Source organism: Streptomyces sp. NBC_01334 (assembly GCF_035983595.1).
Lineage (GTDB): Bacteria > Actinomycetota > Actinomycetes > Streptomycetales > Streptomycetaceae > Streptomyces > Streptomyces coriariae.
In genome coordinates, this window is sequence record NZ_CP130718.1 from 8,699,110 (window position 1) to 8,713,464 (window position 14,355).

10 protein-coding genes are annotated in these 14,355 nt (G+C 72.1%); 1 reads left to right on the forward strand and 9 read right to left on the reverse strand.

The genetic code is table 11. The annotated features are described in order from the left end of the window. Nucleotides 1-137: 137 nt before the first annotated feature. From OG736_RS38835 to OG736_RS38875, 9 genes are all read right to left on the reverse strand, one after another. Complete coding sequence (locus OG736_RS38835) at nucleotides 138-335, reverse strand: CDGSH iron-sulfur domain-containing protein (protein WP_054241065.1); 198 nt, start codon at nucleotides 333-335, stop codon at nucleotides 138-140. After that, nucleotides 316-945: a HemK2/MTQ2 family protein methyltransferase gene (locus OG736_RS38840; protein ID WP_442817124.1), complete on the reverse strand. Its 630-nt coding sequence runs from the start codon at nucleotides 943-945 to the stop codon at nucleotides 316-318. Before OG736_RS38840 ends, OG736_RS38835 begins: the two co-directional genes overlap by 20 nt. Before the next feature lie 45 nt (nucleotides 946-990). Beyond that, nucleotides 991-2,007: an iron-containing redox enzyme family protein gene (locus OG736_RS38845; protein ID WP_327186604.1), complete on the reverse strand. Its 1,017-nt coding sequence runs from the start codon at nucleotides 2,005-2,007 to the stop codon at nucleotides 991-993. Nucleotides 2,008-2,686: 679 nt separating this feature from the next. Beyond that, the gene (locus OG736_RS38850; protein ID WP_327186605.1) at nucleotides 2,687-3,769 is read right to left on the reverse strand and encodes a Ppx/GppA family phosphatase; all 1,083 of its coding nucleotides are present in this window, start codon (nucleotides 3,767-3,769) and stop codon (nucleotides 2,687-2,689) included. Between the two features lie 134 nt (nucleotides 3,770-3,903). Beyond that, nucleotides 3,904-5,406: an MFS transporter gene (locus OG736_RS38855; RefSeq protein ID WP_327186606.1), complete on the reverse strand. Its 1,503-nt coding sequence runs from the start codon at nucleotides 5,404-5,406 to the stop codon at nucleotides 3,904-3,906. Nucleotides 5,407-5,605: 199 nt separating this feature from the next. Then, a complete protein-coding gene (locus OG736_RS38860) occupies nucleotides 5,606-8,449 on the reverse strand; it encodes an NHLP bacteriocin export ABC transporter permease/ATPase subunit (protein ID WP_327186607.1) in 2,844 nt (947 codons plus the stop codon). A 1-nt stretch (nucleotide 8,450) separates the two neighbouring features. Next, a complete protein-coding gene (locus OG736_RS38865; protein WP_327186608.1) occupies nucleotides 8,451-10,673 on the reverse strand; it encodes an NHLP family bacteriocin export ABC transporter peptidase/permease/ATPase subunit in 2,223 nt (740 codons plus the stop codon). Next, nucleotides 10,670-11,476: an HlyD family efflux transporter periplasmic adaptor subunit gene (locus OG736_RS38870; protein WP_327186609.1), complete on the reverse strand. Its 807-nt coding sequence runs from the start codon at nucleotides 11,474-11,476 to the stop codon at nucleotides 10,670-10,672. The genes OG736_RS38865 and OG736_RS38870 overlap by 4 nt, the downstream gene beginning before the upstream one ends. Nucleotides 11,477-11,562: 86 nt before the next feature. Further along, nucleotides 11,563-11,778 carry a hypothetical protein gene (locus tag OG736_RS38875; RefSeq protein WP_020128984.1) on the reverse strand — a complete coding sequence of 72 codons (216 nt, stop codon included), beginning with the start codon at nucleotides 11,776-11,778 and terminating at the stop codon, nucleotides 11,563-11,565. A gap of 1,027 nt (nucleotides 11,779-12,805) precedes the next feature. On the opposite strand from OG736_RS38875, the gene OG736_RS38880 reads away from it, so the two are divergent. Then, on the forward strand, nucleotides 12,806-14,320 hold the full coding sequence (locus tag OG736_RS38880) for a S1 family peptidase (RefSeq protein WP_327186610.1): 1,515 nt from the start codon (nucleotides 12,806-12,808) through the stop codon (nucleotides 14,318-14,320). Nucleotides 14,321-14,355: the final 35 nt, after the last annotated feature.

Sequence of the window (14,355 nt, forward strand, 5' to 3'; positions counted from 1 at the left end):
AGGCTCGTGAGGTGGGGAGTGCGAGCCCCTGTCACGGGAGCAGCGTGATTCCGTACCCGGAGGCCGGACGGACAGTGTGGGGCTGTCCGCCGGCCTCCGGTGCACCCGTTTTCCAGGAAGGACGCGCCGGAGGGTCCCTAGGACCGCTCCCGGTGACTGGTGTCGCACCAGGGATAGCGGCGGCTGCGCCGGCAGGTGCACAGGGCGACCCGGAAGCGGTCGGATGCGACCGTGGTGCCGTCCTCCAGTTCCACCTCGACCGGTCCCTCGACGAGCAGCGGGCCCCGGCGCTGGACGGTGATCCGACAGGGCCTGTCAGCTGGGGAGTTCGGCACGGACGACCACCAGTTCTTCGTTCTCGTCGTCGGCGGACAGCAGACCCCGCTCCCGCAGCCAGTCCCTGCGCTCGCGCAGGACCGGGCCGAAGGGGATGCGGCGGCGTCGCGTCACGGACGCCTTCAGGCCGGACGCGCGCAGGACCGTCAGGGTGCTCGCGGGGTCGCTGAGCGCGGAGTGGACCATCAGCAGCACACCGCCGGGCCGCAGCAGCAGGGGCGCCTCGAGGCAGATCCGGTCGAGCAGGAGCCTGCCGTCACCGCCGCCGTCCCAGGCCCGGGCCGTCCCGCGGCCCACGCGGTCGCCGGCCGGCGCGGGCACGTACGGCGGGTTGGTCAGGATCAGGTCGAACGACTGTCCGTGCACCGGGGCGAAGAGGTTGCCGCGGTGCACGCGCACCGGCAGCCGTTCCCGCCAGGCGTTGAGGCGGGCGGAGTAGACCGCGCGCCAGGACACGTCGACCGCGGTGACCCGCGTGCCGCGCCGCGCGGCCTCCAGCGCCAGCGCGCCGGTGCCGGTCCCCACGTCGAGGACGTCGGCGCCCGGGAGCAGCGGTTCTTCGGACAGTGCCCCGGCCAGCAGGGCGGTGTCCTCCTGGGGGGCGTACACGCCCGGGAGTACGAGAGGATTCACGCCGACCAAGTACCCAGACAATCACGAAATATGGGCTTTTTCCTGATCGGGGAGCGGGGTACGCAGGGAGGACTCTCCCGAACGCCAGGCGCTGAGCAGGCGGGCGGCGAGGCGGTCCTCCAGGTGTCCGGTGGCGTCGAGGCCGAAGGTGATGTCGGGGGCCAGGTGCGGTTCCTCGTCCAGCAGCCCGCCGATGACGTCATGGCGTACCACCTGCTCGTGCACGGCGTCGGCCTCGACGTGCTCGTCGTAGAAGTGCACGGCGGCGGGCCCTGCGTCCGCGCGGCGCATCGCCTGGGCGAGCCGCCGGGAACCGGGCGAGGAGGTGATCTCGACCGCCGCGAAGTGGCCCACGAGGGCGCCCCTGAGGGCCCGGTGCAGGCCGAAGAGGGACATCAGGTTGACCGTGGCCAGGCTCTCGGCGCACGCGGCGTCCAGGTAGCGGCCGTAGGTGGTGTCCAGGCCCAGGTCCGTCATCAGGTCCGCGAACAGGCGTGCGTGGACGCGGTCGGGGCGCCCGCCGCCCCACTCGTCGAACTCCACCGCCGCCATCGCCGCCTTGGCCCGGCCCCAAAGCCTCGGCAGCACCCACGCGTGCGGGTCCGCCTCCTTGAGGTGGTACAGGGACCGCTGGGCCGCGTACTCGCGCAGCTGCCACAACTCGCCCTCGGCCGCGAGGAAATGGCTGACGCCCGAGCCCTCTACGGGCTCGACGAGAAGTTCCGCGAGCGCGTCCTCGACGGAGTCGTGACCCGGTGTGTCCTCGCGCAGGGCGGTCAGGAAACGGTGTTCCAGTGCGGCTCGCACCCGCAGCAGACCGGGATCCCACTCCCGGTCCGGGGCCACCCCCGCGAATCCGCGGTAGTGCAGCTCGTAGCAGAGGTACAGGGCCAGCTGGAGGTCGTCGCCGTATGCGGACGCGGATGCGACCGTCTCCGCTGCCGGGAGCGCGTCCGCGCCCGCCAGATATCCGCGGACGGCCGCGGACACCGGGCCCCGGGCGGCCGGCAGCTGTGGTCCATGGGGGTCGTGTGCCATGCGCGCCGGGTACCCCACGCAGGCCGGACCACCCGCCGGGGCCCGGATCACGCGCGGCGACCCTCCGCATCAGGCGGCCCCGGCGGCTCACGCGCGCCGGACCTCGCCTGGGCGGCCGGTCTGCGCCGATCCGCGCCGACCCGCTCCGATCGGCCCGAGCGCCGGCCGCGGGCCGCTGGGACCGGCGTCCGGCCCGACCTGGCCATGGCCGTCCACCGGCTCGGGTCCGTCCGAGCGGCCGCTGGGACCGTTTCACGCGAGCGGACCGGACCGTGGCGTCCACCGGCACGTCCGCCCCGTGGGCCGAGCGCCGCCGCGACCGGTACCGGCCGGACCCGGCCATGGCTGGCGGGCACCCGCTCGGGTCCGCCCCAGTGCCCCTCGGGCGGTCGCCGGGCCGGTACCCGGCTGGACCGGACCAGGCGCCGTCCACCGACGCGGGGCCGTCCGCCTCGTGGGCTGGGCAGCCGCTGCGACCGGCACCCGAGGGGACCGGACCACGGCCGTTCACCTGCTCGGGTCCGGCCGAGCGCCGGCCGGGCGGCCGCCGGGGCCGTCGGCGTGCACCTCTACCGGGCAGCCGAGCAGCCGGCCCACCGGCCGCCCCCCGCTCAGTCGCCCCGCGACTCCTCCGGAGCGCGTTGACCGGGCGGCTCGCCGTAGGGGGCCGGCGTGGGGGTCAGCGGGTTCGGTCCGTTGCGGGTTCTTCCTGCGGGCGTTGCGGCGCGGTTCCGGACGGTCGGGCAGGGGAGGGGACGTGTTGGGTGAGGCGCAGGGGTACCGGCTCCGGGGGCGCCTTCTTCTCGTTGTCGGTGAGCCGGCTCACCTCGGCCCACCAGGCCGGGCCGTCCTCCATGTGCCGCAGCATGACGCCCTCGCGGATCGCCCACGGGCAGACGGTGACCGAGGTCAGTCCGGTCAGTTTCATCGCCGTGTGCCCGATCACCGCGCCGGCCAGGCTCTGCGCGGCGCGCGGCGCGGAGATGCCGGGCAGCCGGGCGCGTTCGGCGGCGGGCAGGGCCGCCAGGGTGGCGATGGCCTCGCGCAGGTCGCGCCGGCGCAGGGTGCGGTCCATGAAGGGGCCGTGCCGTCCGGGGGCGGCCCCGCACAGTCGGCCGAGCTGCTGGAAGGTGCGGGAGGTGGCCACCGCCGTACGCGGCCCCTCCCAGCGGACCCGGGCCGCCACGTCCCTGAGCTGGTGGCGGATCCTGCGCCGTGCCGCACGGAGGGCCTCGGGGGAGGGCGGGTCGTGGTCCGCGAGGAAGTCGTGGGTGAGCCGGCCCGCCCCCAGGGGCAGTGAGGCCACGAAGTCCGGCAGCCGGCCGCGGCCGAAGGCCACTTCGAAGGAGCCCCCGCCGATGTCCAGCAGGGCGAGCGGGCCGCAGCGCCAGCCCATCCAGCGGCGGGCCCCGAGGAACGTCAGCTCGGCCTCCACCTCGCCCGGCAGGGTGCACAGCGCGACGCCGGTCCGGGAGCGGATCTCGCGCAGCACCTCGCGTCGGTTGGGGGCCGCGCGCACCACGGCGGTCGCGAAGGCGAGCGGGCCCGCCGCACCCCACCGGTCCGCGGTCCGGGCCGCCGCGGCGACCGCCAGGACGAGGCGTTCCACGGCCTCTTCCGGGAGGGGGTCACCGGGCGCGACCTGCTCGGCCAGCCGCAACCGCCACTTGGCCGTGTGCACCGGCAGAGGGGCCCCGCCCGCCGCGTCCGCCACCACCAGCCGCACGGTGTTCGAGCCCACGTCGAGCACGCTGATTCTCATGGACCGCGGGTACCCACGGCTAAACCTGCGGGCGCCCCGCCCTTGCGGGCCCGACACGGAGGGGCCGCCGTCCCTCGCGGACGGCGGCCCCTCTCCCCGGTGTCTCCCTGGTGCGGCGGCGGGTGGAGGGCCCGTCACATGTGGACCACCGGTGCCGCGTCCGCGTCCTGCTGCGGCACCCCGCGGCGGAAGAGCAGGAACGCGATGACCGCGCCCGCGGCGAAGAAGCCGGCCGACCACCAGAAGGCGGTGGTGTAGCTCTCGATGGTCGCCTGCGCCTGGACCAGCTTGTTCGCCGGGTTCTTCCCGACCAGGTAGTCGGCGGCGGCGCTCGCGGCCAGGGTGTTCAGCAGGGCCGTGCCGATCGAACCGCCCACCTGCTGCATGGCGTTGACCGTGGCGGAGGCCACGCCCGCGTCCTCGGCGGCGACACCGCCGGTGGCCATCTGCATGGCGGGCGGCATGACCAGGCCGAGGCCGATGCCGGTGATGACCAGCTGCGGCAGGACCGCGCTCAGGTAGTGGGAGCCGACGCCGATCCCGGTCAGCCAGGCCATGCCCACCGCGGCGATCGCGAAGCCCAGCGGGATGACCGCCTTCGGGCCCAGGCGCGGCACCAGGGCCGTGGTGCCGATCTGTGCCGCCACCATGAGCGCCCCGACCATCGGCAGGAACGCCACACCCGTCTTCGTCGGGCTGAAGCCCAGGTTCAGCTGGAGGTAGTACGTGAGGAAGAGGAACACGCCGAACATGCCGGCACCGGAGATCAGCACGGCCAGGAACGAGGCCGCCCGGTTGCGGTCGAGGAGGATGCGCAGCGGCAGCAGCGGGTGCGCGGCCCGGGTCTGCCACCAGGTGAAGGCCGCGAGCAGCGCTCCGCCCGCGAGCAGGAAGCCCCAGGTCTGCGGCGAGTCCCAGTCGTGGGTCTCCGCGTTGGAGAAGCCGTACACGAGGGAGAACAGACCGGCGGCGACCAGGACGGTACCCGGCACGTCGAGCTTGGAGTTCTCGGCGTCGCGGTGGTTGGACAGCAGCAGCCAGCCGCCCGCGAAGGCGACGACGGCGATGGCCACGTTGACGTACAGCGTCCAGCGCCAGTCGAGCGCGTCGGTCAGGATGCCGCCGAGCAGCAGGCCCACCGCGCCGCCCGCGCCGGCGATGGCGCCGTAGACGCTGAACGCCTTGGCGCGTTCCTTGGCGTCGGTGAACGTGGTGTTGAGCAGCGACAGCGCGGCGGGCGCGAGGAGCGCGCCGAAGGCGCCCTGCAGTGCCCGGGCGGTGACCAGCATCTCGAAGTTGGTCGCGGCACCGCCGAGGGCGGAGACGGCGGCGAAGCCGACGACCCCGATCAGGAAGGCCGTCTTACGGCCGAAGAGGTCGGCTATCCGGCCGCCGAGCAGCAGCAGGGAGGCGAACGCCAGCGCGTAGGCGGTGACGATCCACTGCCGGTTGCCGTCGGAGAAGCCGAGGTCTGCCTGGGCCGAGGGCAGGGCGATGTTCACGATGGTGGCGTCCAGCACCACCATCAGCTGGGCCAGGGCGACGACCGCGAGGATCCACCACTTCTTGGCGGATGCTGCGGACGGCCCCTGGTCGGCGCCCGTGCGGGTGCCGTCCGTCAAGGTCTTCGGAGACATGGGGAACCACTCCAGGGACGTGAGGGCAAAGAACACGTAAACGAAACGGTTTCGTACACCTGGAGGCTAGACCAGTTTCTGCGAAACGGCAAAGTTTCGTTAGTGAGAGGGCGCAGACTCGCGCGGCGGCGGACCCGCGGCCGGGGGCCGGTTCCCGGCCGGAGGGAGCCCCTGGCACCGGAACCGACCGGGACGGGGGCTAGGCCAGCTGCCGTCGCACCAGCTCGTGCAGCCTTCCGCCGGTGTCCGCGAGGAGCTGGGCGGGCGGGCCCTGCTGGGCGACCTTGCCGTTCTCCATCACCACGACCCGGTCGGCGTCCATCACCGTGGACAGCCGGTGCGCGATGACGACCCGGGTGGCGTTGAGCTTGCGGGTGCTCTCGATGACCGTGCGCTGGGTCTCGTTGTCGAGGGCGCTCGTCGCCTCGTCGAAGAACAGGATGCGCGGCCGGCGGATCAGCGCCTGGGCGATCATCAGGCGCTGACGCTGGCCGCCCGAGACCGACCCGCTGCCCGAGACGATCGTGTGCAGTCCCATCGGCATGCGCTTGATGTCCTCGGCGAGCCCGGCCAGCTCGGCGGCCGCCATCGCCTCCTCCGGCGTGTAGGCCTCGGTGCCGCAGATGACGTCCAGCAGGGAGCCGGTGAACGGCTGGGCGTGCTGGAGCACCACCCCGCACTGCCGGCGTACCGCCGACTGGTCGAGGGCCGCCAGGTCCTGGCCGTCGTACAGCACACTGCCCGAGACCGGCTTGTCGAAGCCGATGAGCAGCCGCAGAAGCGTCGACTTCCCGCAGCCGCTCGGGCCGACGATCGCCACGAACTCGCCCGGCCGCACCTCGAAGGAGACGTCGTCGAGGACGAGGGGACCGTCGTCGGAGTAGCGGAAGGACAGCCGGCGGGCCTCGAGCGCGCCGGTCAGCGGGCCGGGGCGGGTGTTCGCCGTGCGGACCTCCGGCGTCGCCTCCAGCACCGGCCGGATCTCCTCGAACAGCGGCAGCGCGGCCACCGCCGAGACGAACGCGCCGGTCAACGAGGTCACCGAGGTGAGCAGCATCGTCATCGACGTGTTGAAGGTGAGGAAGTCCGCCGCCGACAGCGCACCCCGCGCCGGGCCGGCCAGCAGCATGAACATCAGCAGGGAACACAGCGGCAGATACACCGAACCCAGCACCGTGTTGAGGTTCTTGATCCGGCCGAGGCGCTGCTGGAGCTCCCGGCTGCGCGCGAACTGCGCCGCCCAGGCCGCGTACGCGTAGTTCTCGGCGGCCGCCACCCGCAGCTTCGGCAGTCCGCGCAGGGTCTGGAAGGCCTGGTTGTTGAGCTTGTTGGAGAGCACCACGAGCCGCCGCTGCCAGCGCACCTGCCACAGCCCGAGGGCCAGGAACACGGACGCGATGACGACCAGCATGCCGATCGCGGCGAGGGCCATCGGCACGCTGTACCAGAGCAGCAGCCCCAGGTTCATCGCGCCGATGGTGACGGACTGCGCGACCGAAGGACCGAGTCCGGCCAGCAGTCGGCGGATCGCGCTGATGCCCATCGCGGCACTCGCCAGCTCGCCCGTCGAACGCTCGGCGAAGAACTTCGTCGGCAGCCTGAGCAGCCGGTCCCACACCGCCGGCTGGAGCGTCGCCTCGATCCGGCCCTCCAGCCGCAGCATGGTCAGGTTCTGCAGCAGCATGAACGCCGCCGCCACCACGCCGCTGACCATCACCGCCAGACACACCTGCACGATCAGCCCCTGCTGGGCCTTCGGCACGTACTCGCCGAGCACCTTGCCGGTCGCGATCGGCACCAGCGCCCCGATCACCACCGTCACCAGCCCGCTCAGCAGCAGGTTCGTCAGGTCCCCCGCCGTGCCCCGCATGCTGAAGCGCAGCAGCCCGAGAGGGCCGAGGCCCTGTTCCGGCAGCGGGCGGTAGAACATGACCGCCCGCGGTTCGAACTCCGCCGCGTTGGCCTTCTCGACCGGGGTCTCCCGCCCGGTCGCCGGGTGCACGGCGACATAGCCGCCGCGCCGCCACAGCAGCGCGACCGGCGCCCCGGACAGGGCCCGGTGCCCGACCAGCGGCCCCACGTCGTCCCGCCACCAGTGGCCGTCCAGACGTACGGCCCGGGCGCGCACCCGCGAGGCGAGAGCGACCCGCTCCACCGGGTCCAGCCGGTCGCTGTCGGCGCCCATCTGCGCGGGTTCGGCGAGGGTGATCCCGGCGGCCCGGGCGACGAGCCCGCACGCCGCGTAGGTGGCGTCGGCGTCGGCGGCCGTGGTGCGCTTGTCCGTGCCCCTGCCGTTCCTGTCGCCCCGGCCGCTCTTGCCGATCGACGCCAGCAGAGTCCGGTCGGCCTGGGCGCGGACCGCCTCACCGGCCTTGATCCCGGCGGCCGTGCGGGTCTCGTGGGTGTGCTCCAGCTGCTCGATCCAGCGATCCAGCGTGGTCAGCAGCCGGTACTGCTGGTCGACCACGCTCTGCCACAGCGCAGGGTCCATCAGCAGGTCGGCCGCCGCCTCCGCGCCGTACAGCGAGCCGTACTGCACGCTGCCCGGCGGCACCTGCATCCAGAACACGTCGTCGTCCGTGACCTCGGCAGCCCCTTCGGTGGCCATCGGCGCCTGGAAGAGGATCGACAGACCGCGGCCGACGCCGAGGGCGAGCGCGTACTCCAGGGGGCTCGAAGTCGGCGGCACGTACTGGGGGTTGCCGTACTCGTCGTAGGACCAGGTCTGGGTGTTCGCGGGCTGGTACAGCTCCCGCAGCCCGATGCGGTGCACCACGCAGTCGCGCAACGGGCGTGCGACGAGCGTGTGGTGGGGTCCGGTGACCGGACCGAGCAGCAGTGAGCCCCCCTCCAGTCGGCCCAAGTGGTGCCAGTGGCCCTGCTGTTCGGCGTCCACCGCGAACAGGTCCAGCGCGCCGGACGCGACCAGCCACAGCACCTGCGGCCCTTCCAGGTCGAGCCGGCTGAAGCCCGCGCAGTCGATCCGCGCGCCCAGCTGCCCCAGCGCGGCGAGCACGACATCGCCTTCGGACACGGCAGTCATCTCATCGCTCCCTGACCAGCGCCGCGTACGAGCCGCCGCGCGCCACCAGTTCCTCGTGCCGCCCGCGCTCCACGACCGTGCCGTGCTGGAGCACGACGATCTCGTCGCTGTCGCGCACCGTGCTGAGCCGGTGGGCGATCACCACGCACGCGCAGCCGCGCCGGCGCAGGTTGTCCATCACGACCTGCTCGGTCTCCGCGTCCAGCGCGCTCGTCACCTCGTCCAGCACCAGGATGCTGGGCCGGCGCACCAACGCCCGCGCGATCTCCAGGCGCTGGCGCTGACCGCCGGAGAAGTTGCGGCCGTCCTGCTCCACCTTGCTGTGGATGCCGCCGGGCCGCCGTACGACCGTGTCGTAGAGCGCCGCGTCCCTGAGCGCGTCGACGACGGCGTCGTCCGGGATCGACGGGTCCCACAGCGCCACGTTGTCCCGCACCGAGCCCTCGAAGAGGAACACCTCCTGGTCGACGAAGGACACCGAGGAGGCGAGCGCCCCGCGCGGAATGTCCTCCAGCCGCTGCCCGTCGACCCGGATCACGCCCTCCCAGGGCGCGTACAGACCCGAGATCAGCCGGGACACCGTCGACTTGCCGCTGCCCGAGCCGCCCACCAGCGCCACCTGCTGCCCCGGTCCGACGGTCAGGTCGAAGCCGGTCAGCAGCGGCTTGTCCAGCGGGCTGTAACCGAAGGTGATGTTCTCCAGCTCGACATGGCCGTGCAGTCGGCGCGTGGAGTCCCCGCCGGCGCGGCGGTCGTAGAGCGGGTCGGCACGGAAGTTCTCCACGTCCTTCAGCCGGGCCACGTCCGCCGCGAAGTCCTGGATGCGGCCCGCGACCCCGTTGAGGCGGGTCAGCGGGGCGGTGAAGCGGGTGACCAGGGCCTGGAAGGCGACCAGCAGACCCACCGAGATATGGCCCTCGATCGCCCGCATGCCGCCGATCCACAGGATCAGCGCGCTGTTGAGCGTCGCGAGCGTCGGCGCGACCACGCCCAGCCAGGCGCTCGGCACCCCGAGCCGCTGCTGTTCCTCCAGCGTGGTGGCGTGCTGTCCGGCCCACTTGCGGAAGTACCCCTCCTCACCGCCGGTCGCCTTCATCGTCTCGATCAACTGAAGCCCGGTGTAGGCCGTGTTGGTGAGCCGCGCGTTGTCCGCGCGCAGCTTCGCCGTCCGGGTCGCGCGCAGCCGGACGACGATCCGCATGGCGACGATGTTCAGCAGCGCCACGCCGATCCCGACGGCCGTCAGCTGAGGGTCGTAGGTGTAGAGGAGGACCGCGTACAGGACGACGACGATCGCGTCCACGCCCGCCGACGCCAGGTCGCGGGCCAGCGTCTCGGCGACCGCGTCGTTCGACTGGAGCCGCTGGACCAGGTCGGCCGGGCTGCGCTGGGAGAAGAAGGTGACCGGCAGCCGCAGCAGATGGCGCAGGAAGCGGGCGCTGGAGAGGGTCGAGGAGATGATCCGGCCGTGGTGCAGGTTGGCCTGCTGGAGCCAGGTCAGAGCCACCGTGAGGGCCACGCAGGCGCCCATCGAGACGAACAGCACGCCCAGCAGGGAGGTCTGCCGTCCGATCAGGAACATGTCGATGTAGGTGCGGCTGAGCGCCGGCACGGCCGCGCCCACCAGGACCAGCAGCAGACTGGCGAGCACGGCTGCCGGCAGGGTGCCCGCGGTGCCGCGCAGCCGGGCCGGCATCGCGCCCAGCACACCCGGTCTGCGTCCGCCCCGTTCGAAGTCCTCGCCCGGTTCCAGCACCAGCACGACACCCGTGAAGCTGCCGTCGAAGTCCTCGATCGGCACGAAACGCCGGCCCTTGCCGGGGTCGTTGATGTACACGCCCCGGCGGCCGAAGCGGCGACCGAGGCCCTCGTAGACGACGTAGTGGTTGAACTCCCAGAAGAGGATCGCGGGCGACCTGACGCCGGCGAGTGCCGCCAGGTCCATCTGCATGCCCTTGGCCGTGAGGCCGTAACTGCGGGCCGCCTTCAGCAGGTTGCTCGCCCGCGAGCCGTCACGGGAGACACCGCAGGCGATGCGCAGCTCCTCCAGAGGAATGTGCCGGCCGTAGTGCCCGAGGACCATGGCGAGCGAGGCCGCCCCGCACTCCACGGCCTCCATCTGGAGCACGGTGGGCGTGCGGACGGTCTTCGTCCGGCTCTTGGGAACCGTGCGTCGGGGCGGTGCGGCACGCCGCCGGGTCCGCGGCTGCTCGGTGGTGGTCACGGGAGCAGCCAATCGACGGGACGCTGGTCGGCCAGCCGGATCGAACCCGTGGCCATGGTCATGGAGGTGAGGGCGAAGGGCGGCCCGTCCGCGGACGACCACCGGTAGCCGCTCTTCGTCGCCGAGGACCTGTCGAGGCGGACCAGGACCGCCACCGGGCGGCCGTCCTCGGTGAACTGCTGGCCGAGCTGGCTGTCGCCCAGGAACGCGGCGATCGCCTGCGCCGACTGGGCCGCGCGGTCCACCGACTTCACATGACCGCGCAGCACGCCGTACTCCTGCGAGGGCACGGTCTGCACGGTCAGGTCGACGGCCGCGCCGGACGGGATGGAGGCGGCGTTCTCCGCGGGGACGTACACCGTGGCGTACAGCGGGTCGTCGGCGTCGGCGACCTTCTCGACGGCGGCGACGTTCGCGCCGGTGGAGATGATCTGACCGATGGTGGCGGCGAGTGCGGTGATCCGGCCCGCGGCGACCGTCCGCACCACGGCGTCGCCCTCCGCCGTACGCACCTTCAGCACGGGCGAACCGGCGGGCAGCCGCTCGCCCTCCTTCGCGAGGACCGCGGTGACCTGGCCCGCGGCCGGGCTCTGGAGGATGTAGCTGCCCTCACCGTGGGTGAGGACGGCGGGCGCGCTCACCGTGGAGGCGACCGAACCGGTCACCGCCCACACGGACGCGGCCGCCATGACGACCACGGTCACGGACAGCACCAGCCAGCCCTGAGGGCGCGCGAAACGCACCGGCAGGTCGAGTTCCTCCGGCGACTGGAGCTTGGCGAGGGCCTGTTGGCGGAACTGCACGGGCCTACCTAGGGAGTCTCAGGGCGCCGATGAGTCCCGGAGCCGGGTGACGGCTCCGGGACTCAAAGGGGTCACGAAAGGTGCGATCAGAGACCGGCGACCAGGTTGGTGACCGGGGCCGTGTTCAGGCCGGTGACACCCTCGACGGTGCCGACGGCCGTGTTGACCAGGCCGGAGACCGGGGCGATGCCGTCCACCAGGCCGGTGACGGTGCCGACGGCGTTCAGGGACAGACCGCCGGAGACGTTGTCCAGCTCGGCGTCGGAGATCTCGACGGTCTCAACCTGGGGGGTGGAGTTCATGGTGGAACTTCCCTTCACATGGATATCTCATAAGGGGGGAGCGGCCCCCTCTGGGGACAGATGACGGCCGCGAGCACGGGCACCGGGCACCCCGTTTCCGGGAGACCGCGATGACCCTGCGGTGCGTTGGATCAAAGCAGGTCCGCGGTCGGCGCAGCCAATCAATCACCGCGTTCACCTGCGAACTTGTGTCACGGGAGCGTGAAACGGTGCAGGCGCGCCCACTGCTTGTCGGCGACTTCTCCACACCATGGGCGGGATCTGCTCGGATGAGCGTCCGGCGGCCTCGCGGCGAATCCGACACTTCAGTACCAAAGGCGTGGCGGGCGTCGAGCAGTTGTGCAGAACCCCTGCTCGCGGTGACCCGCTTGGGCATTCGATGTGCAGATTCTCTGAAGCGGGGATTCGGTCCGTGGATCTGAACGGATCGTGGCCGGTCGACCACGAGGAGTGCCGGTCGACGCGTGCCCGAACGGCGAGCGCATAGCTCGTGCACAGGTTGGTGAACGTCTTCCGGGGGTCGGGCTTCGGCCGTACCGCTCGGTTCAGGCCATCCGAATCGGTCACCGCGTGCCGGAACGAAGTCGGTCGACGTGTCGTCTTCCTGTTTTCGGGGCCTCGCGAGCGGCCGACACGGTGATGTCGACGGCTGTGTCCGTGGCTGCCGCCGGCACCTGTCCCGGAGGTCCCCCACGCTCCCGTGTCGGTGCCCCTGACCAGGGAGGACGCCGAACCGGCGGCGCTCGTCGGGGAGTTCGGCGAGCACGCCCGGAACGAGCGCCCGGAGTGCGAAGCCGACCGAAAGGATCTTGTCGGCTTCGGCGGTCGTCATCGCCATATGGGCGTTTGTTCCCGAGGTCGCGAGGTCGGGCTCAGGTCATGGCCGATTCAGGTTTGAGCAAAGGAAGTTGGCAAACGCGATTGAACGCACCCCCTGACCCCTGCGTACTCATGGCCAACCAGGCGCCGCTGTACGGAGCTGCCGAACCCCGGCAGCCAGACCCCGTCCCCCAGGAGGTCGAGTTTTTTGAGTCACAAGCGAGTTACGAAGCGCAAGGCCATCATCGCCGCAGGCGGTGTGGCTGCGCTCGGAGCGGCAGCCATCCTGCTTCCCCAGGCCAACGCCTCCCAGGACGGCGGTTCCGACAACGCCGCCACGGTGAAGACGCTCAAGGCGGGCGACGCCTCGGACCTCGCCGCACAGCTCGAGAAGCTGCTCGGTGACGCCTTCGCCGGCTCGTACTACGACAGCGAGGGCAAGCAACTCGTCGTCAACGTCATCAACGTCGAGGGCGATGACATCAACATCGACGGCGACGAGAACCAGGTCATCGTGCAGGCCAAGAAGGCGGGCGCCAAGATCCGCCAGGTCGACAACAGCACCGCCGAACTCGAGGCGGCCGCGAAGACGCTGAAGAAGGAAGCGACCATCCCGGGCACCGCCTGGGCCGTCGACCCCAAGACGAACAAGATCCTCGTCACCGCCGACTCCACGGTCACCGGCACCAAGTGGGACCAGATCGAGTCGACCGTCAAGACCCTCGGCACGGGCATGGCGACGATCCAGAAGTCGGCCGGCACCTTCACCACGAAGGTCGCCGGAGGCGACGCGATATTCGGCGGCGGGGCACGCTGTTCCCTCGGCTTCAACGTGACGGCCGGCGACGGCTCCCCGGCCTTCCTGACGGCCGGTCACTGCGGGGTCGCGGCCGAGCAGTGGTCCGACTCCGAGGACGGCGAGCCGATCGCCACCGTCGACCAGGCGACCTTCCCCGGGGACGGCGACTTCGCGCTCGTGAAGTACGACGACCCCGCCACCGTTGCCGCGAGCGAGGTCAACCTCGGCGACCAGACTCTCGCGATCACCGAGGCCGCCGAGGCGACGGTCGGCACGCAGGTCTTCCGGATGGGCAGTACCACCGGTCTCGACGACGGTCAGGTCCTCGCCCTCGACGCCACCGTGAACTACCCCGAGGGCACCGTCACGGGCCTCATCCAGACGGACGTCTGCGCCGAGCCCGGCGACAGCGGCGGCTCGCTCTTCACCCAGGAGGGCCAGGCGATCGGCCTGACCTCGGGCGGCAGCGGCGACTGCACCGTCGGCGGCGAGACCTTCTTCCAGCCGGTGACCACCGCGCTCGAGGCGGTCGGCGCGACCCTCGGCGACGGCGGCATCGGCGCCGGTGACGCGGTCGGCGGCGAGGAAGCCGGCGCGGGCGCCGTGGACGAGAACGGTGACGGCATCGACGACCAGACCGGCGAGGCCATCGAGGGCGGCGGCGAGGAAGCCGGTGCCGGTGCGGTGGACGAGAACGGTGACGGCATCGACGACCAGACCGGCGAGGCCATCGAGGGCGGCGGCGAAGAGGCCGGTGCCGGTGCGGTGGATGAGAACGGTGACGGCATCGACGACCAGACCGGCGAGGCCATCGTCGGCGGCGCGGACGAGAACGCCGACGGCGGCGCGGACGAGAACGCAGGCGGCCACGACCAGAACGACAACGGCGCGGAGGGCGGCTCGGGTGTGACCGAGTCGCACTGACCCGGCATCAGCTGAACGGTCCGACCCTCCGGCGG